This is a genomic window from Robinsoniella sp. KNHs210 (genome assembly GCF_000686105.1).
Taxonomy (GTDB): Bacteria; Bacillota; Clostridia; order Lachnospirales; family Lachnospiraceae; genus Robinsoniella; species Robinsoniella peoriensis.
Window position 1 is genome coordinate 4,840,719 of the sequence record NZ_JMLZ01000002.1, and the last position, 19,950, is coordinate 4,860,668.

Sequence of the window (19,950 nt, forward strand, 5' to 3'; positions counted from 1 at the left end):
GAGCAGCATTGACCGGGAATTGATTTGTGCAGACCACGACCGATAGGCGGCGTAGGGAGGTAAATGTGCATAGATAAGCAGTTCACAAAATAAGAAGAAGAGGTGAAACCATCATGAAAAACGGAATACATCCAGATTACCATCAGGCAACAGTAACATGCAACTGTGGAAACACATTTGTAACAGGATCAACAAAGAAAGATATCCACGTGGAAATCTGTTCTAAATGTCATTCGTTCTACACAGGACAGCAGAAATCAGCAGCAGCTCGTGGACGTATTGATAAGTTTAACAAGAAATATGGTATTGATGCAGACAAATAGGTATGAACAAAGATAAGGTTGAGGTTGTGAAATCTCAACCTATTTTTAAATGTTGGGAACTGTGAAAGATAAATAAAATTTTGCATTTACCCGACAGGGGCCGTGAAAAATGCGGCATAAGGTGCCAGAGCGTGTCTTAGAATTCGTTCCAACCATCTGCACGCCCCACTTTGCGGCATATTTGCCCCGAATTCAGGTTACGTAGCCAGCTGCGCACCCTTTATTCGGGATAAATCTCCCGCAAACTGTGAAGCGCAGCTGTCAGAAAGCAATTTTCCGACACGCTCTAGAGTTATCACAAGTAAGCTTGCGATATCCAAGGGGGTTAATATGAAATCATCAAATATCGGCGGACAGGCGGTTATGGAAGGTGTTATGATGAAAAACGCCGACCGGTATGCAGTCGCTGTCAGAAAGCCAAATGACGAAATTGTAGTTAAAGTAGAAGACTATAAGAGTATTATCAAAAACAAGAAAATATTGTCTCTGCCGATCGTCCGTGGAGTTTTTAATTTTGTAGATTCTATGGTGCTTGGTATGAAGACATTGACATATTCGGCCAGCTTTTTTGAAGAAGATGAGGAAGCGGAGCCTACGAAGTTTGATAAGGCTCTTGAGAAGGCGACAAAGGGAAAGGGAGATTCTCTGCTTATGGGAATTACGGTTACGCTGTCGATTATATTGGCAGTTGGGCTGTTTATGGTTCTTCCTTATTTTATCTCCCTGTTTTTTCATAAGTTTACGGATTCCATGACGCTGATTGCGGTTGCAGAGGGCGTTGTCCGTATTTTACTATTTTTGGGATATATTCTTCTGATTTCCAGAATGAAAGATATCCAGCGTGTATTCATGTACCATGGTGCAGAGCATAAATGCATCAATTGTATCGAACACGGGCTGGAATTAAACGTAGAGAATGTTTTGAAAAGTTCCAAGCAGCACAAACGCTGCGGCACCAGTTTTTTGCTGATCGTTATGGTCATAAGTGTGATCTTCTTCATATTTATAAGAGTAGATTCTCCGATTCTGAGAGTAGTAGTCCGGATTCTTCTGGTACCGGTAATTGCCGGTGTTTCTTATGAATTCATCAGACTGGCGGGGAGAAGCGATAATGGTTTCGTAACCATGCTCAGTAAACCGGGAATGCTGCTGCAGAATCTGACCACAAGAGAACCGGATGCCAAGATGGCAGAAGTTGCGATTGCTTCAGTAGAAGCAGTATTTGACTGGAAGGCATATCTGGCAGAGAATTTTGGAATGTCTTTTGAAGAAGAAAAAGAAGATATAGAAGATAAAGAAGACAATCAACCTGGTCAGACAATGACAGGAACCTATACCAAGGAAGCAATATCATGACACTGCAGGAAGTAGTTAAAAAAGGGGAAGCGTATCTGAGGGAACGGGGCGTTGACAATCCGGCTCTTGATGCCTGGTATATATTGGAGAACGTCTGCAATATTGACAAGACCTATTTTCTGCTTAACCGCGATGAGGAAATACTGCCGGTACAGTACGCCCGCTATCAGACAATGCTGGTAGCCCGGGGTAAGCGCGTGCCGCTGCAGCACCTTACCGGGGAACAGGAATTCATGGGATTGTCTTTTTTGGTAAATGATAAAGTACTGATTCCCAGACAGGATACTGAGATTCTGGTAGAGGAAGCGTTAAAAGTTTTGAGGCCGGGGATGAAGGTACTGGATGTCTGTACCGGCTCCGGCTGTATTATTATCAGTCTGATGAAGATGTCGGGCGCAGAAAAAGGCATGGCGGTTGATATTTCCCAGGATGCTTTGGAAGTAGCAGGGGAAAATGCCAGGCGGCATGGAGTCTGCATCGATTTCAGAAAAAGCGATCTGTTCAGTCAGGTGGAAGGAAAATTCGATGTTATCGTTTCCAACCCGCCTTATATTGCAACTTCTGAAATCACGAAACTGATGGCAGAAGTACGTCTGTTTGAACCCATGGCAGCGCTGGACGGAAAAGAGGACGGTCTGTATTTTTATCGGAAAATTGTAACAAAAAGCAGATCATTTTTAAATCCGGGCGGTTGGCTGCTCTTTGAGATCGGTTATGATCAGGCGGCGATGGTGACATCCATGATGCGAAGCGCAGATTATACAGATGTCAGAGTTGTAAAGGATCTTGCCGGACTTGACCGGGTAGTTTTAGGAAGAATGAATTAGGAGGAAACAACATGTTTGATAAATTGGAGGATTTATTAATCCGCTTTGAAGAGATTATGGGCGAATTAAATGAGCCTTCTGTGGTAAATGACCAGGCTCGTTTTCAAAAGTTAATGAAAGAGCAAAGTGATTTACAGCCGATCGTAGATGCTTATAAGGAGTATAAAGACAGTAAGCAGACCGTAGAGGACAGTCTCACCATGTTAGATGAAGAGTCTGACGAAGAAATGCGGGAAATGTTAAAAGAGGAATTAAATGACGCTAAAGCGCGTATAGAAGAATTAGAGCATAAATTAAAGATTCTATTATTGCCCAAAGACCCTAATGATGACAAGAACGTTATTGTTGAAATTCGTGCAGGCGCAGGCGGTGATGAAGCAGCCCTGTTTGCAGCTGAGATTTATCGTATGTATGTGAAATTTGCGGAGTCCCAACGTTGGAAAACAGATATGATGAGCTTTAACGAAAATGGAATCGGCGGTTTTAAAGAAGTAACATTTATGATCAATGGACAGGGCGCTTATTCCAAATTAAAATACGAAAGCGGTGTTCACCGCGTACAGCGTGTTCCGGAAACAGAATCCGGCGGTCGTATCCATACCTCTACAATTACAGTAGCAATTATGCCCGAAGCGGAAGAAATTGATTTCCATCTGGACATGAATGATTGTAAATTTGATGTTTTCCGTGCGTCGGGTAACGGAGGACAGTGTGTCAATACAACTGACTCTGCAGTGCGCCTGACCCATATACCTACCGGTATTGTAATTTCATGCCAGGATGAGAAATCACAGCTTAAAAATAAAGATAAAGCATTGAAAGTACTACGTTCCAGACTTTACGAAATGGAATTGGAAAAACAGCATGATGCGGAAGCAGAAGCCAGAAGAAGCCAGGTTGGTACCGGTGACCGTTCTGAGAAGATCAGAACCTATAACTTCCCTCAGGGGCGTGTTACAGACCACCGTATCAAATTGACGTTACACAGACTGGATGGAGTCATGAATGGAGATATCTCTGAGGTAATAGACAGTCTGATAGCAGCAGACCAGGCAGCGAAGCTTGCCAATCTGCAGGATCAGTAAGCAGTGTGAATTAACGAAGTTAACCCTGATAATGAGGAGGATTAAAGTATGGGAAAATATTTTGGAACAGATGGATTCAGAGGAGAAGCAAACATTGATTTAACAGTAGAGCATGCATTTAAAGTAGGCCGTTTTCTGGGATGGTACTACGGAAGAGACCACAAAGCAAAGATTGTAATCGGCAAGGATACGAGAAGAAGCAGTTACATGTTCGAGTATTCCCTGGTGGCAGGTCTGACTGCTTCCGGTGCAGATGCATACTTACTCCATGTAACCACCACACCCAGCGTTTCTTATGTAGTCCGTACAGAAGGATTTGACTGCGGCATTATGATTTCAGCAAGCCATAATCCATTTTATGACAATGGTATCAAGATCATCAATGGTCTGGGCCAGAAGATGGAAGCAGAGGTCGAAAATCAGATCGAAGAATATATCGATGGCAAGTTAGAAGAGCTGCCGTTGGCTGTAAAAGAAAATATCGGGCGTACCGTAGACTTTGTAGCTGGCAGAAACCGTTATATCGGCTATCTGATATCACTGGCTACCCGCTCCTTTAAGAACTTCAAGGTTGGGCTGGATTGTTCTAACGGAAGTTCCTCCGCAATTGCAAAGAGCGTATTTGATGCACTGGGCGCCAAAACCTATGTCATCAATAATGAACCGGATGGAACAAACATTAACACAAACTGCGGATCTACCCATATCAATATTTTGCAGGACTATGTAAAAGACAATAAACTGGATATCGGTTTTGCCTTTGATGGTGATGCAGACCGCTGTATTGCAATTGATGAAAAGGGAAATGTTATAGACGGAGATTTAATCCTCTATGTCTGTGGAAAATATTTAAAAGAAGAAGGCAAATTGAATAATGACACTATTGTTACGACCATTATGTCAAACTTAGGCCTTTACAAGGCATGTGACAAGATTGGCATCCGGTATGAAAAAACAGCAGTAGGAGATAAATATGTTTATGAAAATATGGTTAATAATGGCCATTGCCTGGGCGGAGAACAGTCCGGACATATTATTTTCAGTAAACATGCCACAACTGGTGACGGCATTCTGACAGCGCTTATGATCATGGAAGTGGTAACAGAGAAAAAGGTAAGCCTGGGAACTCTTGCGGGAGAAGTCCGGATTTACCCACAGCTCCTTAAGAACGTCAGAGTAGCAGATAAGAAGGAAGCGAGGGAGAATCCTGCGGTTATTGCGGCAGTAGATGCGGTATCAGAAGCACTTGGTGATGACGGAAGAATTCTGGTGCGTGAAAGCGGAACAGAACCGGTAATCCGTGTTATGGTAGAAGCGGCAGATGATGATTTATGTGAGAAATATGTAAATCAGGTGATCGACGTGATGAATCAGCAGGGCTTAATAGTAGGATAAATGGATCACAAATTAAAAAAGTTATTGAAGTATTATAAACCATATAAAGGACTGTTCTGGTCCGATATGTTGTTTGCAATCCTGGGCGCCGGCGTTACGCTGGCGATCCCTCTGATTGTACGATACATTACGAATGTAGTGGTATATCTTCCGGGAAATGAGCCGCTTCATATGATACTGAAGCTGGGAATCCTGATGTTAGGGATGGTAGCCCTAGAATTTTTCTGTAATTATTATATCGCATACTATGGACATGTAATGGGAGCCAGTATGGAACATGATATGCGAAACGAGATATTTGCTCATTACCAGAAGCTGTCCTTTACCTTCTATGACAATCAGAAGGTAGGTCAGCTTTTGTCGCGCGTAACCAGCGATTTATTTGATATCAGTGAGCTGCTCCATCATGGACCGGAGGATCTTGTAATCTCTGCAATTAAGATTATAGGTTCCATTATTATTCTGGTGAATATTAATGTGACTCTGACGGTAATCACCTTTGAGTTTGTTCCCATAATGGCAGCCTACGCCTTTTACTTTAACTTCAAAATGAAGCGGGCATTTAAAGAAAACAGAGCGAAAATTGCAGATATTAACAGCCAGATTGAAGACAGTCTGAATGGTATCCGGGTGGTTAAATCTTTTGCCAATGAAGATGTGGAAATGGGCAAATTCAAAAAAGGCAACAGCCGTTTTGTAGAGAGTAAAAAAACCAGTTACCGTTATATGGGGGGATATCATTCCGGTCTTGGTGCGTTGACTACCATGGTAACAATTGTGGTGCTGGTTGCCGGAGCCATTTTGATAACCGGACAGAAAATAGCGGTAACGGACTTAATCACATTTTTGCTCTATATAAATAATTTCACCGAACCGGTGAAGAAGCTGGTGAATTTTACGGAACAGTTCCAGAACGGTTATACGGGATATGAACGTTTCCTTGAAATTCTGGACGTAGATCCGGATATTGCAGATGCACCGAATGCTGTGGAATTAAAGAATGTAAAGGGAAATATCCGATTTGAAGAAGTTTCTTTTCAGTACGAAGAGAACCAGGATAAGGTACTGCATGACATTAACCTGGACATTCCGGCGGGGTCTTATATTGCCCTGGTGGGAAGTTCCGGAGGAGGAAAGACCACCCTATGCAGCCTGATACCGAGATTTTATGATGTTGCGGAAGGAAGAATTTTGTTAGACGGAACTGATATCCGCAATATTAAGCTTCAGGATCTGAGAAATCATATCGGAATTGTGCAGCAGGATGTTTATTTATTTGCAGAAAATGTAATGGAAAATATCCGTTACGGCAAACCGTCTGCAACAGATGAAGAAGTAATAAAGGCAGCAATCAGAGCAAATGCCCATGAATTTATCATGTCTTTGCAGGATGGTTACGAAACAGACATCGGTCAGCGTGGTGTCAAACTTTCCGGAGGACAAAAACAAAGATTATCAATAGCACGAGTATTTTTGAAGAACCCGCCCATACTAATCTTTGATGAGGCTACTTCAGCGCTTGACAATGAAAGCGAAAAGATCGTTCAGGACTCACTGGAAGAACTTGCAAAAGACAGAACGACTTTTGTGATTGCCCACAGGCTTTCAACGATTCAAAATGCAGAGAAAATCCTGGTTCTGACAGAAAAAGGAATCGAGGAAGAAGGTACTCACAGGGAGCTTCTGGCAAAAAATGGTGTATATGCCAAGCTCTATAACAAATAAGAAAAGAGGATTTTATGGAAATAGAATTTAAACAGCCGACGTTAGAAAACAGAGATGAGATCAACAAATATCTCAGAAGGAAAAAGACAAGAAGCTGTGAACTTACTTTTGCGAATGTTTACTTATGGTCCAGACATTATCCGGTGGAATATGCCATCGTCTGTGATACACTGGTCTTTAAGAGCATGGAACACGACCCCACATACTGTTTTCCGGTAGGAGAACCGGAAAATGTAAAAGAAGCGATAGACAGCATTATGGCGCACAGTGCGGATTTGGGAAGAAATTTCCATATGCATCTGGTAACCCCGGAACAATTTGAAGTTTTAGAATCGCTATACCCGGGCGAATTTGAAATAGAATACAACCGGGACGAAGCGGATTATGTATATGAATCCGAGAAGCTGGCAAATCTCTCCGGCAAGAAATATCATGGAAAGAAAAACCATGTAAATAAATTCAAGCGTCTCTATCCGGACTGGGTTTATGAAAGCATTACAAAGGATAATCTGGAGGACTGTTTCCAGATGGCAATTAAGTGGAGAAATTTAAACGGCTGTGAAGCCGATCCGGAGAAACATGCGGAAATCTGTGTAACGCTGAATTCCCTGCGGCTATTCGAAGAACTGGAATTGAGAGGCGGACTTCTGAGGGTACATGGAGAAGTGGTGGCATTTTGCCTTGCTGAACCAATCTGCGACGATACCATTGTGGTTCATATCGAAAAAGCTTATGCGGATATTGAAGGTGCTTATCCCATGATCAACCAGCAGTTTGTACAGCATGAGGCTATGGAGTTTAAATATGTAAACAGGGAAGACGATGTTGGCGAAGAAGGTCTGCGTCGGGCGAAGTTATCCTATCATCCCGTATTTCTGGTTGAAAAGGGATTGGTGAGAAGAAAGAAGGCATAACATGATAGCAGAAAAGATGAAGTCTTATGTAGAAAACAGTTCCGTTATCCGCGCAATGTTTGAAGAAGGCGGAAAGATGGCAGCAGTTTATGGAGCAGAAAATGTATACGATTTCAGCCTTGGGAACCCCAATGTTGCCGCACCCGTGGAAGTCAGGCAGGCAATCGAAGAGATCATAACAGGAGAAGATCCTGTTATGGTTCACGGGTATATGAGCAATGCAGGCTTTGAAGACGTCAGGACAGCGGTGGCAAATTCCTTAAACCGCCGTTTCGATACCGCCTTTCATGAAGAAAATATCATCATGACCGTAGGCGCTGCCGGCGGCATGAATGTCATTTTCCGGACAATTCTGAATCCGGGAGATGAAGTACTTACCTTTGCACCATATTTTGGAGAGTACCGTGCATACGTTTCCAATTATGATGGAATATTAAAAGCGGTAGAACCAGATACCGATACATTTCAGCCGAATCTGGAGAAGTTTGAAGAGATGATTACGGGAAGAACGAAAGCAGTGATTGTCAATTCCCCGAATAATCCAACCGGAGTGGTATATTCTGAAGATACCCTGATTAAGCTTGCAGATATACTAAGAAGAAAGCAGGAAGAACTGCAGACTGTAATCTATCTGGTGACAGACGAACCATACAGGGAACTGGCATACGACGGTGTTGCCGTACCATTTGTCACCAAATATTACGAGAATACCATTGTGGGCTATTCTTTTAGTAAATCCCTGTCTCTTCCGGGTGAACGTATTGGATATCTGGTTATTCCGGATCAGGTCTCAGACAGTGAACAGGTAATCGCTGCAGCTAATGTAGCAAACCGTATTTTGGGATATGTCAATGCACCTTCGCTGTTTCAGCGGGTAATCGGAAAATGTATTGATGCAAAAATTGATGTGCAGTTTTATGACAAAAACCGCAGGACACTTTATGATGGCTTGAAAAAATTCGGCTTTTCCTGCATTAAGCCGGAAGGTGCTTTTTATCTGTTTGTAAAATCACCGGTAGAAGATGAAAAGGTTTTTGTAGAAGCCGCTAAGAAATACCACATACTGATTGTGCCGGGAAGCAGTTTTGCGTGTCCGGGATATGTGCGGATCGCATACTGCGTATCATTGGATACCATAGTCAATGCTTTGCCTTATTTTGAAAAACTTGCACAGGAATTTTTCGGGAGGAACGTATGAAAGCTTGGGAGATGAACATCAGAAAAGTAATACCTTATACGCCGGGGGAACAGCCAAACCAGCCGGATATGATTAAACTGAATACCAATGAAAATCCTTATCCGCCTGCACCGGAAGCAGCCAGGATGATGGAGGAATTAAACCCGGAGGAACTGCGTCTGTATCCGGATCCCTCTGCGGATGTATTAGTTTCCGCACTTGCTGATTATTATCATTTAGATAAAGACCAGGTATTTGTGGGAGTAGGATCAGACGATGTACTGGCAATGGCATTTATGACCTTCTTTAATTCCAGGCAGCCGATTTTATTTCCCGATATTACATATTCCTTTTACGATGTCTGGGCGGACCTGCTTCGCATTCCGTATAAATGCCAGCCTTTGAATGCACATTTTGAGATTGAGAAAAAGGATTATGAGCAGCCAAACGGCGGAATTGTAATTCCAAATCCGAATGCCCCAACCGGTATTTTACAGGATCTTGCAGACATAGAAGATATTATCCGCAGGAACGCAGATGTAATTGTGATCATTGATGAAGCCTATATAGATTTTGGAGGTGTTTCGGCACTTTCTCTCATTGACAAATATGAGAATCTTCTGGTAGTACAGACCTATTCCAAATCCCGTTCCATGGCTGGAATCCGCATAGGCTATGCCATGGGAAATAAAACACTGATTAAATATTTAAATGATGTAAAATATTCCTTTAATTCTTATACCATGAACCGTCCGTCACTGGAAATCGGAGCCGAAGTGTTAAAGAATGAGGTATATTTCCGGGAAGTCACTGGGAAGATTATTGCCACCAGGGAACGGGTGAAAGTGGAGATGGAAGAACTGGGATTCCATTTTGCAGACTCCCAGGCGAACTTCCTGTTTGTAACCCATGAAAAGTACTGGGCGAGAGATTTGTTCCAGGCATTGAAACTGAAACATATCTACGTAAGATATTTCAATCGTCCGCGTATCGACAATTACCTGCGTATTACGATCGGTACCGATGAGGAGATGGATGCTCTTATTGGATTTTTCAAAGAATACATGAAGGAGAACTAATATATGGAATCTTTAGTACAATGGTTTACCACCAATCTGTCCGGTGTAGTATCCAGAGAAGCAATTGTTTTTATTATTTCCATGATTCCCATTCTGGAACTGAGGGGCGGATTATTGGCAGCATCACTGTTAAAGCTGGATATGTGGAGATCGATCTGGCTGTGCGTAGCAGGTAATATCATTCCAATTCCATTTATTTTACTTCTCATTACACCGATTTTTAACTGGATGAAGCAGACGAAGCTGTTTAAGCCACTGGTGGACAAGCTTGAAGGAAAAGCGCTTGGGAAGAAAGATAAAATAGAAAAATACGAGTTTTGGGGTCTGGTTCTTTTCGTTGGAATTCCCTTACCGGGAACCGGCGCATGGACAGGAGCATTAATAGCTTCTTTACTGGGCATTAAATTTAAAAAAGCATTTCCGGCAATTATACTGGGCATTGCCCTGGCAAGTGTTATTATGACTATATTATCATTTGGTGTACTTGGAAAAATTGTAAGCTAGCTTATCATTCAAAAGTTAAAAAACTATACCAAAGTGTGTGTTTTGATTTATGGACTGTATGTGCATATCTATTTATGGCATGATCAATGCTGTGAAAGTTAACCGATAATCGGGTAAAATGTGTAGGGGCAACCAATGCAGATTGCCCGGTTATTTTTATACTTTGGGTAAGGAAAGAGAATAAGGGGTGAAAGAAATGGATGCATATACAAGTTTTGCGTCGGTCTATGACCTGTTTATGGACAATGTGCCCTATGAGCAGTGGAGCGGCTATCTGGTCTCACTTCTTAAGGAGTACCGGATAGAAGATGGCCTGGTACTGGATCTGGGCTGTGGAACAGGAAGCCTGACAGAGGAACTGGCAGAAAAAGGCTATGATATGATTGGTGTAGATAATTCCTCAGAAATGCTGGAAATAGCCATGGATAAAAAATCAAAATCCGGGCTGGATATTCTTTATCTATTGCAGGATATGAGAGATTTTGAACTCTATGGAACGGTAAAGGCAGTGGTCAGCATCTGTGATTCCATGAATTACATTTTATCGGAAGAGGAACTAACCAGGGTGTTTCAGTTGGTAAATAACTATCTGGATCCGGGTGGGATTTTTATATTTGATTTAAATACCATATATAAATACAGCTGTCTGATGGGGGATACTACGATTGCCGAAAACAGGGAAGAAGGAAGTTTTATCTGGGAAAACAGCTATTATGAAGAAGACCGGATGAATGAATATGACTTAACACTATTCATAAGGCAAGAATCCGGGCTCTATGAAAAGTACGAAGAAACCCATTACCAGAAGGCTTATGAGCTGGAAACCGTGAAGCAGTTACTGGCTGATGCGGGAATGGAGTACATATGCGCTTATGATGCATTTACACGGGAACAGCCCCGTGACGACAGTGAGCGTATTTATGTGATTGCCAGGGAAAAGGGCAAGCGAAAATAAAAACCTAGCCAAAATCAACAGCTAACTAAAATAAAAGGCAATCAAATAGGAACAGCAAGGATGATATACCCGACAACATGAATTTATAAATTGCTGTGATAACAGCAGGAATAAGGAGTATGGAAATGGCAGATTATATTGTAAGAGCTACTGCAGCGGATAATCAGATCAGGGCATTTGCAGCAACTACAAGGGACTTAGTTGAGAAGGCAAGGAGTGTCCACAACACGAGTCCGGTAGCTACTGCGGCACTGGGCAGACTGTTAACTGCAGGGGCGATGATGGGAACCATGATGAAAGGGGAAAAGGATATCCTGACCCTTCAGATAAAGGCGGGAGGTCCGATAAACGGAATTACGGTAACGGCAGACAGCAAAGCAAATGTAAAAGGCTATGTTGGTAAACCGGATGTGATGCTTCCGCCTAACGCAAAAGGTAAATTAGACGTGGCGGGCGCTGTAGGAGTAGGATTACTTCAGGTAATCAAGGATATGGGATTAAAAGAGCCATATGTGGGCCAGACTGTTTTGCAGACCAGTGAAATTGCAGAAGACCTGACTTATTATTTCGCCACATCCGAACAGGTGCCGTCATCGGTTGGATTAGGAGTTTTAATGGAACATGACAATACGGTAAAACAGGCAGGAGGATTCATCATCCAGTTAATGCCGTTTACAGATGATGCAGTCATTGATGCATTGGAAAAAAAGCTCTCAGAGGTGACGAGCGTTACTTCAATGCTGGATGCAGGAGATACGCCTGAGATGATCCTGGATAAACTGCTGGGAGATTTCGGCGTACAGATCACGGACAAGGTACCGACCAGCTTCTGCTGTAACTGTACAAAACACAGAGTGGAAAAAGCGATTATCAGCATTGGAAAAAAAGATATTCAGGAAATGATTGATGATGAAAAGCCAATTGAAGTAAATTGTCATTTCTGCAATACAAACTATGAATTTTCTGTGGAGGAATTAAAACAGATCCTCAAAAAAAGCAAATAGTCAGAAGCGATGTATGGAACAGTAAATCAGAGAAAGAAGAAGGGCGGGATCAGGGATGCATCACGGATTTATAAAAGTGGCTGCCGCTACGCCGGAGATAAAAGTAGCGGATTGTATCATAAACGCATCGGAAATATGCAGGCTGATTGATGAAGCATGTGTAAATGGAGCTAAAATTATTGTTTTTCCAGAACTTTGTATTACCGGATATACCTGTGGGGATCTTTTTTGGCAGGAAACGCTGCTGGATGAAGCGAAGCATGAATTGCATCGGATTATTTTCCATTCGGCAGATAGAGATGCCATCATATTTGTAGGACTTCCCTGGGAAAAAGACAATAAACTCTATAATGTCGCTGCAGTCATCAGCCATGGCAGGCTGCTTGGCCTGGTACCCAAGAGACATTTGCCAAACTATGGGGAGTTCTATGAAATGCGCCATTTTGCATTGGGGAACGAAGCAGTAGAGTGGGTAGAGTTCGAAGGTATGCCTATTCCCTTTGGTACAAAGCAGATCTTTTGCTGTAAGGAAATGGAAGGGCTGCGAATTGGAGCGGAAATCTGTGAAGACTTATGGTCCCCCAATCCCCCAAGTACCGGTCATGCACTGGCGGGAGCCACAATTATCGTTAACCTTTCTGCAAGCGATGAGACAACAGGGAAAGACCAGTACCGCCAGTCTTTAATTGGAGGACAGTCTGCAAGACTTATCTGCGGATATGTGTATGCCAGTGCAGGGGAAGGGGAGTCTACTACGGATCTGGTATTCGGAGGACATAACCTGATTGCAGAAAATGGCTCCCTCTTAAGCCAGTCAAAGCGTTTCCAAAATGAAACAATATATGGAGAAATAGATATCCGAAGGCTACGTAGTGAACGCCGGAAAAACACTACATTTATGGCAGAGAAAATGAATGAGTATGAGAAGATCGCATTCTCCCTTCAGCCGGTTGAAGTAGTGCTTACCCGGAATTTTGCTCCCTGTCCCTTCGTACCAAGTGACAAGGCTGACCGAGACAGACGCTGTGAAGAAATCCTGTGCATTCAGGCAATGGGGCTGAAAAAACGTTTGAAACATACGAATTGTAAATCTGCGGTAGTAGGTATTTCCGGTGGTCTGGATTCCACACTGGCACTTTTAGTAACGGTTAAAGCGTTTGACATGCTGGGGATGGAACGAAGCCAGATTATATCGGTAACCATGCCATGCTTTGGAACAACAGACAGGACTTATACCAATGCATGTGATCTCACCCGGAAACTGGGGGCTACACTCCGGGAAGTAGATATTAAGGAAGCGGTAAACCAGCATTTTGCGGATATCGGACACGACAAAGAATCCCATGATGTAACCTACGAAAACAGCCAGGCGAGAGAGCGGACCCAGGTACTGATGGATATTGCAAATCAGTGCGGAGGCCTTGTGATCGGCACAGGGGATATGTCAGAACTGGCACTTGGATGGGCAACCTACAATGGGGATCATATGTCCATGTATGGGGTTAATGCTTCCGTTCCCAAGACGCTGGTTAGGCATCTGGTGCGCTACTATGCAGACACCTGCGGAGATGAAGTATTAAGCCGTACACTGCTGGATGTCCTGGATACACCGGTAAGCCCGGAGTTATTGCCGCCAAAGGATGGAGAAATTTCCCAGAAGACAGAAGATCTGGTAGGACCTTATGAGCTGCATGATTTCTTCCTGTATTATATACTGCGGTTCGGATATGAGCCTGCAAAAATATTCAGGATTGCGAAAAAGGCATTTGCCGGCAGTTACGATGATGAAACCATTTTAAAGTGGATGAAAACGTTCTACCGAAGATTCTTCTCGCAGCAATTCAAGAGATCCTGTCTTCCCGATGGACCGAAAGTGGGATCTGTGGCAGTATCTCCAAGAGGCGATCTGAGAATGCCAAGCGATGCCAGTGCAAGAATATGGCTGGAAAATCTGGATCATATTTCAGCTGATTGATTTGGGTTTAGCTGGGAAGGGGACGCTTTGTAGATGGAGGTGGTGCAGGTCAAGATGGGAGTGGGAAACTTGTATGGACTCCGTCAGCTGGCCGCAGAACTGGTATTTTCTAACCTTTCCAAAGTGCTTTTTGGCGGCACGCGGGCATTCACCGAGAAATCCTGATGCATTTCTCGGTTCAGTGCCCGCTTAGTATCCGATGGGAGCCAGTCGAATACTATCCGCCAAAAAACACTTCGGAAAGGTAAGTAAATACTCAGCTCTGCTCTACGCTTCCTCCGCCCATACAAGTTTCCCACTCCCATCTTTCCGAGATCCAGGTTGTCGCCACAAAGCTGGTTTTCTCAGCATGGTTGAGACCCTGGGGGTGCGACGGGCTGTTCGTTTTTGGATGCAGCAGAGTGTATTTCGACAGTTCAGTGTGAAATGTGTGAAATATGATGAAAGTATACTTACTTCCTTGTTCATAGACCTAACTGGCTGTAGTGCTGTAACCAAAAATATATGTAGTAGAATGAAGAAACAAGCTGCAGTGAGAAGATCAGCTGCTTTATGCAATTTATATATTCTATGCCAATAACGTCCAGCATGCCACAACCCCGGGGGTCCACCATGCTGAGAAAACCAGCTTTGTATCAATAAACTGCATCCCGGAAAGAGAAGGGGGCGGACCATGACAGGCGTTTGGAAGGCGTATAGCAGATCTGTGCATTTACTTACCTTTCCGGAGTGTTTTTTGGCGGATAGTATTCGACTGGCTCCCATCGGATACTAAGCGGGCAGTGAGCTGCGAAATGCATCAGGATTTCGGAGCGAATGCCCGCGTGCCGCCAAAAAGCGCTTCGGGAAGGTTAGAAAATACCAGTTCTGCGGTAAGCCTTCCAAACGCCTGGCATGGTCCGCCCCCTTCTCTTTCCGTACACCATCTCCATTTACAAAGCGTCCCCTTCTCAACTAACCCCCATTTTTCAAATCATATTATAAAATTTTTATTATATCCTCTAATAGGGGTTGCGTTAATTATTTAACAATGATATAATAAGAACGAATCAAGTACATATTAACCTATTTTAAAATATAATGGAGGACTATCGTATGAACAGATTTACATTACCGAGAGACTTATACTGGGGAAAAGGTTCCCTTGAATTTTTAAAACAACTGGATGGAAAGAAAGCAATCCTGGTTCTGGGCGGCGGTTCAATGAAGAAATTCGGATTTGTTGACAAAGTGACTTCTTACTTAAAAGAAGCAGGAATAGAAGTAAAATTATTTGAAAATGTTGAGCCTGATCCTTCGGTAGAAACAGTTATGAAGGGTGCAGCAGCAATGAGAGAATTTGAGCCGGACTGGATTATTGCAATGGGCGGTGGTTCTCCAATTGATGCAGCAAAAGCTATGTGGGTATTCTATGAATATCCTGAAACTACATTTGAAGCAATTATCCAGCCATTTTCATTCCCAACATTAAGACAGAAAGCTAAATTCCTGGCAATTCCTTCCACATCCGGAACGGCTACCGAAGTTACCGCATTCTCCGTTATTACTGATTATGCAAAAGGAATTAAATATCCGCTGGCTGATTTCAACATCACACCGGACGTAGCAATTGTTGATCCTGAATTAGCAGAAACAATGCCTGCACATTTAACAGCATATACCGGTATGGATGCATTGACTCATGCAATTGAAGCATATGTTTCCACATTAAACGGACCGTTTACAGATCCTCTTGCATTAAAAGCAATTGCAATGGTAAATGACTATCTTCCAGAGTCTTACAAAGGAGATATGGCTGCAAGAGAGCAGATGCACTACGGACAATGTCTGGCTGGTATGGCATTCTCTAATGCACTCCTTGGAATCGTACATTCCATGGCGCACAAGACAGGTGCTGCATTCAGCACAGGTCATATTACACATGGTCTTGCAAATGCAATGTATCTTCCATATGTCATTCAGTATAACGCAAAAGATGCAGCAGCACTGAAGAGATATGCAGAGATCGCAAGATCAATCAATCTGAAAGGTGATACAGACGAAGAATTAATGAAAGCACTGTGTGCAAAGATCGATGCATTAAATGTTGAATTCAGCATTCCGAAGACGTTAAAAGAGTTTGGAATCAAAGAAGATGAATTCAATGAAAAGATTGCAGCAATTGCAGAACTGGCAGTAGGGGATGCTTGTACAGGTTCCAATCCAAGAGCAATTGATCCTAAGCAGATGGAACAATTGTTCAGATGTATCTATGATGGAAAAGCAGTAGAATTTTAAGAATTAGTTTTTGAGCCGGGAGGAAATATGCCTCCTGGCTTTTTTTTGTTAGGGCATGGCCCTGTTCTCCATTGAGGAGTTTTTCGTTGATCCGAAAAACGGAACTTTGGAGAACAAATAAACCACCTGCTCTGCGGGTGGTTGGAATAGCTTTAGCGTTGTGTAAAAAACCTCCAATGATATAATAAAAATAGGTTCGCCAACCGTTTTATAAATCAAAGGAGGTAGTCCAAATGGACAATAATAGTTTAGCACACACAAAGTGGAATTGTAAGTACCATATAGTTTTTGCACCGAAATATAGAAGAAAAATTATATATGGCGAGTTGAAAAAGGATATTGCAAATATCTTAAGTATGTTATGCAAGCGCAAAAAAGTGCATATTGTGGAGGCAGAAATCTGTCCAGATCATGTTCATATGTTAGTAGAAATACCGCCAAAGATAAGTGTGTCAGATTTTGTAGGGTATTTAAAGGGAAAAAGTACCTTAATGATATATGAGAGACATGCTAATCTCAAATATAAGTATGGAAATAGACACTTTTGGTGCAGAGGATACTATGTAGATACAGTAGGAAAAAATGCAAAAAAAATAGAAGAGTATATTCGGAATCAACTAAAGGAAGATTTGGAATATGATCAAATGTCTTTGAAGGAGTATATTGACCCGTTTACGGGTGAGCCAGTAAACAAAAGCAAAAAGAAATAAGCCCAAGGGGCTTAGCAGGTAACTGACGTTGCGGCTGGCGAACCTTTCGATGAGTCTTTAGACTCCAGTACCGGAAACGAGCCCTTATAGGGCGGAAAACAAACCACCGGCTAAGCCGGTGGTACTGATTTGAAAAAATAGAATTTTCGTTTCTAATAGGGTTTGGAAAATGCTCTGGTAATTCAGGTAAAAATATGTTATCATAATGCCATCACAAATGATACGATAAAGTACAAGGGAGGAAGAGCAGTTATGAAGAAAATCAGACGTATTCTATGTTTAGCGTTATGTCTGGCGCTTTGTTTTTCAAATGCAGCATTTGCCCATTCCGGCAGAACCGATGGCAATGGCGGTCATCGTGACAACAACAATGTAAGCGGATTGGGGTATTACCATTACCACTGCGGAGGTAATCCCGCACATCTGCATCCCAACGGAGTATGCCCGTATCAGGGCGGAGGAAGTGCTGATCCTGCACCTGTTGTACCATCCACTCCGGATCCGTCTCCAACACCAACACCTAAGCCGAAGCCAGAAATCAAGATAAAGAGAAAAACAACGAAAATGGCGGTTGGTACCACATTCCTGTTTAAAACTTCCAAAGCAGGCGGTTCCACTGTTAAATGGATAACCTCCAACTCAAAGGTGGCTAAGGTTTATAGAAATGGTAAAGTAGTGGCCCGCAGGGCAGGATGGGTTACCATAACTGCAAAAGCAAATGGGTCAAATGATAAATGCAGAATAAAAATTGTTGATCCCAGGATGACACCAACCAAATTGAACTTAAAAGTTGGAGAGTCAAAGCGAATAATCGTAAAAGGCAGCAATTCCAAAAAGAAATGGAATACATCCAAGAGAAAGATTGCTACGGTTACCGACAAGGGTGTTGTGACAGGAAATTCAGCCGGTAGTTCCAAAATCACAGTGAGGGTAGACGGGAAATTATTAAAGTGCACTGTAACGGTAACAAAATAATGAAGTTCTATAATACATAATCATAATAAATAACAGCGTCAGATAACAAAAGAAAACCGGGTATCTCAAAGTAAAAGCAGACCTGCTTTTAGAGAGATACCCGGTTTTCTCCAAATTACTCTTCCTCCGTTTTTACCTGCGCTGTTTCCAGAGCACTGTCAATGGCATCCAGCAATATCTGGGAAGTATATTTACTGTCCTGAGAATATGTAATGCCATCGGTAGACTGCGTATCATATATCTGAGATGCGATTTCCTCAAGTGCCGGCTGCACAAGGGGATACATCGTCGTTACTGTGTCGCTTAAATTCACCAAACGGATAGAGTTGATATGATCCTGGTCTACCACGACTTCGACGTCAATGGCATTGTCATTCAGGGTGATTGGAGTGGTATAGACTCCGGCGACATATTTCATAGCAGCAGTCGTTTGTGTTGGTTGGTCATCTTTGGCTTTTTCCTTGTCTCTGGGTGTGAACATAAAAATGAATAGTATGATCAGGATTATCCCCAGCGTTACAAAAATTCCTGTGTAAATCAGTTCCCGCATTTTAAATACTACTATCTTTGTCTTTGAACCCATCCATAGTCCCCCTCGATGATTACTTTTCTACATTCTATTAACTTGTGGGACACTTTATGCAATAAATTTTGGAATAAATTATGTGTTTTCTTACGCTCTTGCATAAAACCCCAATTAGTGTTATGATGAAAAAAAGTTTTAGTGGGAGGAAAGCAGATGAGAGATTACATTATTACGACGGATAATACCACGGATTTACCTGAGGCATATATCCAGGAGCATGGCTTAGGCATGCTTTCTTTGACTTATATGATAGATGGCGAAACTTATAACAGGAAACACGAACTGCCCTATAAGGAATTCTATAAAAAGATGCGGGCAGGTTCCATGCCGACTACTTCCCAGGTCAATCCGGAAGAAGCAAAAGAAGAACTCCGGGAATTTCTGGATGATGGCAAAGATATTATTCATATCGCCTTCTCCAGCGGTCTGAGCGGCAGCTATAACAGTGCCAGGATTGCAGCAGAAGAATTACGTGAGGAAATGCCGGACAGGAAAATTGCGGTCATTGATTCCCTCTGTGCTTCATTAGGAGAGGGGCTTCTGGTACATAAGGCGCTCCAGTTAAAGGAACAGGGCATGGAGTATGAAGAACTGGTGAAGTGGCTGGAGGATCATAAGTTAAACGTGGTTCACAATTTTACGGTAGATGATTTATTCCACCTGTACAGAGGGGGCAGAGTTTCAAAGGCAGCCGCAGTTCTTGGAACTATGATACATCTGAAGCCGGTGCTGCACGTAGATAACGAAGGACATCTGATACCGGTTGCCAAAGTGAGAGGACGAAAGAAATCCCTTGCAGCGCTGGTAGAAAATATGGAAAAACAAATCGGCAGCTACCGTGATAAAAACGACATCGTATTTATCAGCCATGGTGACTGCATCGAAGATGCTGAGTACGTAAAATCTCTGATAGAAGAAAAATTTGGTATCAAAGCATTTTTGATTAATCCGGTAGGTCCTACTATTGGAGCCCATTCCGGTCCGGGTACACTGGCACTGTTTTATATGGGAGATGTGAGATAAGCGGTTTTACTTTTCAAGAAAGAGCTGCAGGATAAAAAATAACCGTTTAGAGGGAAAGTA

Annotated in this window: 20 protein-coding genes; 18 read left to right on the forward strand and 2 right to left on the reverse strand. The window is 42.7% G+C overall.

Going from position 1 to position 19,950, the window contains the following annotated elements; translation table 11 throughout:
* Positions 1-113 precede the first annotated feature (113 nt).
* Positions 114-323 (forward strand): 50S ribosomal protein L31, encoded by a 210-nt coding sequence (gene rpmE, locus CD03_RS0127555; protein WP_027296382.1) that lies wholly within the window; start codon positions 114-116, stop codon positions 321-323.
* Positions 324-368: 45 nt separating this feature from the next.
* On the opposite strand, the gene CD03_RS40215 is transcribed toward rpmE, so the two are convergent.
* Entirely contained in the window at positions 369-515 is a 147-nt protein-coding gene (locus CD03_RS40215; protein ID WP_442969749.1) for a DUF6783 domain-containing protein, read from the reverse strand.
* Here CD03_RS40215 and CD03_RS35065 point away from each other — a divergent pair.
* From CD03_RS35065 to CD03_RS35070, 16 genes are all read left to right on the forward strand, one after another.
* Positions 465-1,679: a DUF1385 domain-containing protein gene (locus CD03_RS35065; protein WP_334291705.1), complete on the forward strand. Its 1,215-nt coding sequence runs from the start codon at positions 465-467 to the stop codon at positions 1,677-1,679. The genes CD03_RS40215 and CD03_RS35065 overlap by 51 nt on opposite strands.
* On the forward strand, positions 1,676-2,506 hold the full coding sequence (prmC, locus tag CD03_RS0127565) for a peptide chain release factor N(5)-glutamine methyltransferase (RefSeq protein ID WP_027296383.1): 831 nt from the start codon (positions 1,676-1,678) through the stop codon (positions 2,504-2,506). The genes CD03_RS35065 and prmC overlap by 4 nt, the downstream gene beginning before the upstream one ends.
* A gap of 11 nt (positions 2,507-2,517) precedes the next feature.
* Positions 2,518-3,591, forward strand: coding sequence for a peptide chain release factor 1 (prfA, locus tag CD03_RS0127570; protein WP_027296384.1), 1,074 nt, complete (start codon positions 2,518-2,520; stop codon positions 3,589-3,591).
* A 48-nt stretch (positions 3,592-3,639) separates the two neighbouring features.
* Positions 3,640-4,986 carry a phosphoglucosamine mutase gene (gene glmM / locus CD03_RS0127575; protein WP_027296385.1) on the forward strand — a complete coding sequence of 449 codons (1,347 nt, stop codon included), beginning with the start codon at positions 3,640-3,642 and terminating at the stop codon, positions 4,984-4,986.
* Complete coding sequence (locus CD03_RS0127580; protein WP_027296386.1) at positions 4,987-6,711, forward strand: ABC transporter ATP-binding protein; 1,725 nt, start codon at positions 4,987-4,989, stop codon at positions 6,709-6,711.
* 14 nt (positions 6,712-6,725) lie between these two features.
* Positions 6,726-7,625 (forward strand): DUF2156 domain-containing protein, encoded by a 900-nt coding sequence (locus CD03_RS0127585; protein ID WP_027296387.1) that lies wholly within the window; start codon positions 6,726-6,728, stop codon positions 7,623-7,625.
* A gap of 1 nt (position 7,626) precedes the next feature.
* On the forward strand, positions 7,627-8,823 hold the full coding sequence (locus CD03_RS0127590) for a pyridoxal phosphate-dependent aminotransferase (protein ID WP_027296388.1): 1,197 nt from the start codon (positions 7,627-7,629) through the stop codon (positions 8,821-8,823).
* Complete coding sequence (gene hisC, locus CD03_RS0127595) at positions 8,820-9,881, forward strand: histidinol-phosphate transaminase (protein WP_027296389.1); 1,062 nt, start codon at positions 8,820-8,822, stop codon at positions 9,879-9,881. The genes CD03_RS0127590 and hisC overlap by 4 nt, the downstream gene beginning before the upstream one ends.
* 3 nt (positions 9,882-9,884) lie before the next feature.
* Positions 9,885-10,385 (forward strand): COG2426 family protein, encoded by a 501-nt coding sequence (locus CD03_RS0127600; RefSeq protein ID WP_027296390.1) that lies wholly within the window; start codon positions 9,885-9,887, stop codon positions 10,383-10,385.
* A 196-nt stretch (positions 10,386-10,581) separates the two neighbouring features.
* Positions 10,582-11,340 (forward strand): class I SAM-dependent DNA methyltransferase, encoded by a 759-nt coding sequence (locus CD03_RS0127605; RefSeq protein WP_027296391.1) that lies wholly within the window; start codon positions 10,582-10,584, stop codon positions 11,338-11,340.
* Between the two features lie 125 nt (positions 11,341-11,465).
* A complete protein-coding gene (hslO, locus tag CD03_RS0127610; protein ID WP_027296392.1) occupies positions 11,466-12,344 on the forward strand; it encodes an Hsp33 family molecular chaperone HslO in 879 nt (292 codons plus the stop codon).
* A gap of 55 nt (positions 12,345-12,399) precedes the next feature.
* On the forward strand, positions 12,400-14,319 hold the full coding sequence (locus CD03_RS0127615; protein WP_027296393.1) for an NAD(+) synthase: 1,920 nt from the start codon (positions 12,400-12,402) through the stop codon (positions 14,317-14,319).
* A gap of 33 nt (positions 14,320-14,352) precedes the next feature.
* Positions 14,353-14,484, forward strand: a complete 132-nt coding sequence (locus CD03_RS39070) for a hypothetical protein (protein WP_255348120.1) — start codon at positions 14,353-14,355, stop codon at positions 14,482-14,484.
* Positions 14,485-15,414: 930 nt separating this feature from the next.
* Entirely contained in the window at positions 15,415-16,596 is a 1,182-nt protein-coding gene (locus CD03_RS0127625; RefSeq protein WP_027296394.1) for an iron-containing alcohol dehydrogenase, read from the forward strand.
* Positions 16,597-16,829: 233 nt separating this feature from the next.
* The gene (gene tnpA / locus CD03_RS0127630; RefSeq protein ID WP_027296395.1) at positions 16,830-17,306 is read left to right on the forward strand and encodes an IS200/IS605 family transposase; all 477 of its coding nucleotides are present in this window, start codon (positions 16,830-16,832) and stop codon (positions 17,304-17,306) included.
* A 252-nt stretch (positions 17,307-17,558) separates the two neighbouring features.
* Positions 17,559-18,281: an Ig-like domain-containing protein gene (locus CD03_RS35070; RefSeq protein ID WP_052378012.1), complete on the forward strand. Its 723-nt coding sequence runs from the start codon at positions 17,559-17,561 to the stop codon at positions 18,279-18,281.
* 115 nt (positions 18,282-18,396) lie between these two features.
* Here the strand turns inward: CD03_RS35070 and CD03_RS0127640 are convergent, their stop codons facing one another.
* Positions 18,397-18,864: a hypothetical protein gene (locus tag CD03_RS0127640; protein WP_027296396.1), complete on the reverse strand. Its 468-nt coding sequence runs from the start codon at positions 18,862-18,864 to the stop codon at positions 18,397-18,399.
* Positions 18,865-19,020: 156 nt separating this feature from the next.
* Between CD03_RS0127640 and CD03_RS0127645 the strand changes: the two genes are divergently transcribed.
* The gene (locus tag CD03_RS0127645; protein ID WP_027296397.1) at positions 19,021-19,890 is read left to right on the forward strand and encodes a DegV family protein; all 870 of its coding nucleotides are present in this window, start codon (positions 19,021-19,023) and stop codon (positions 19,888-19,890) included.
* Positions 19,891-19,950: the final 60 nt, after the last annotated feature.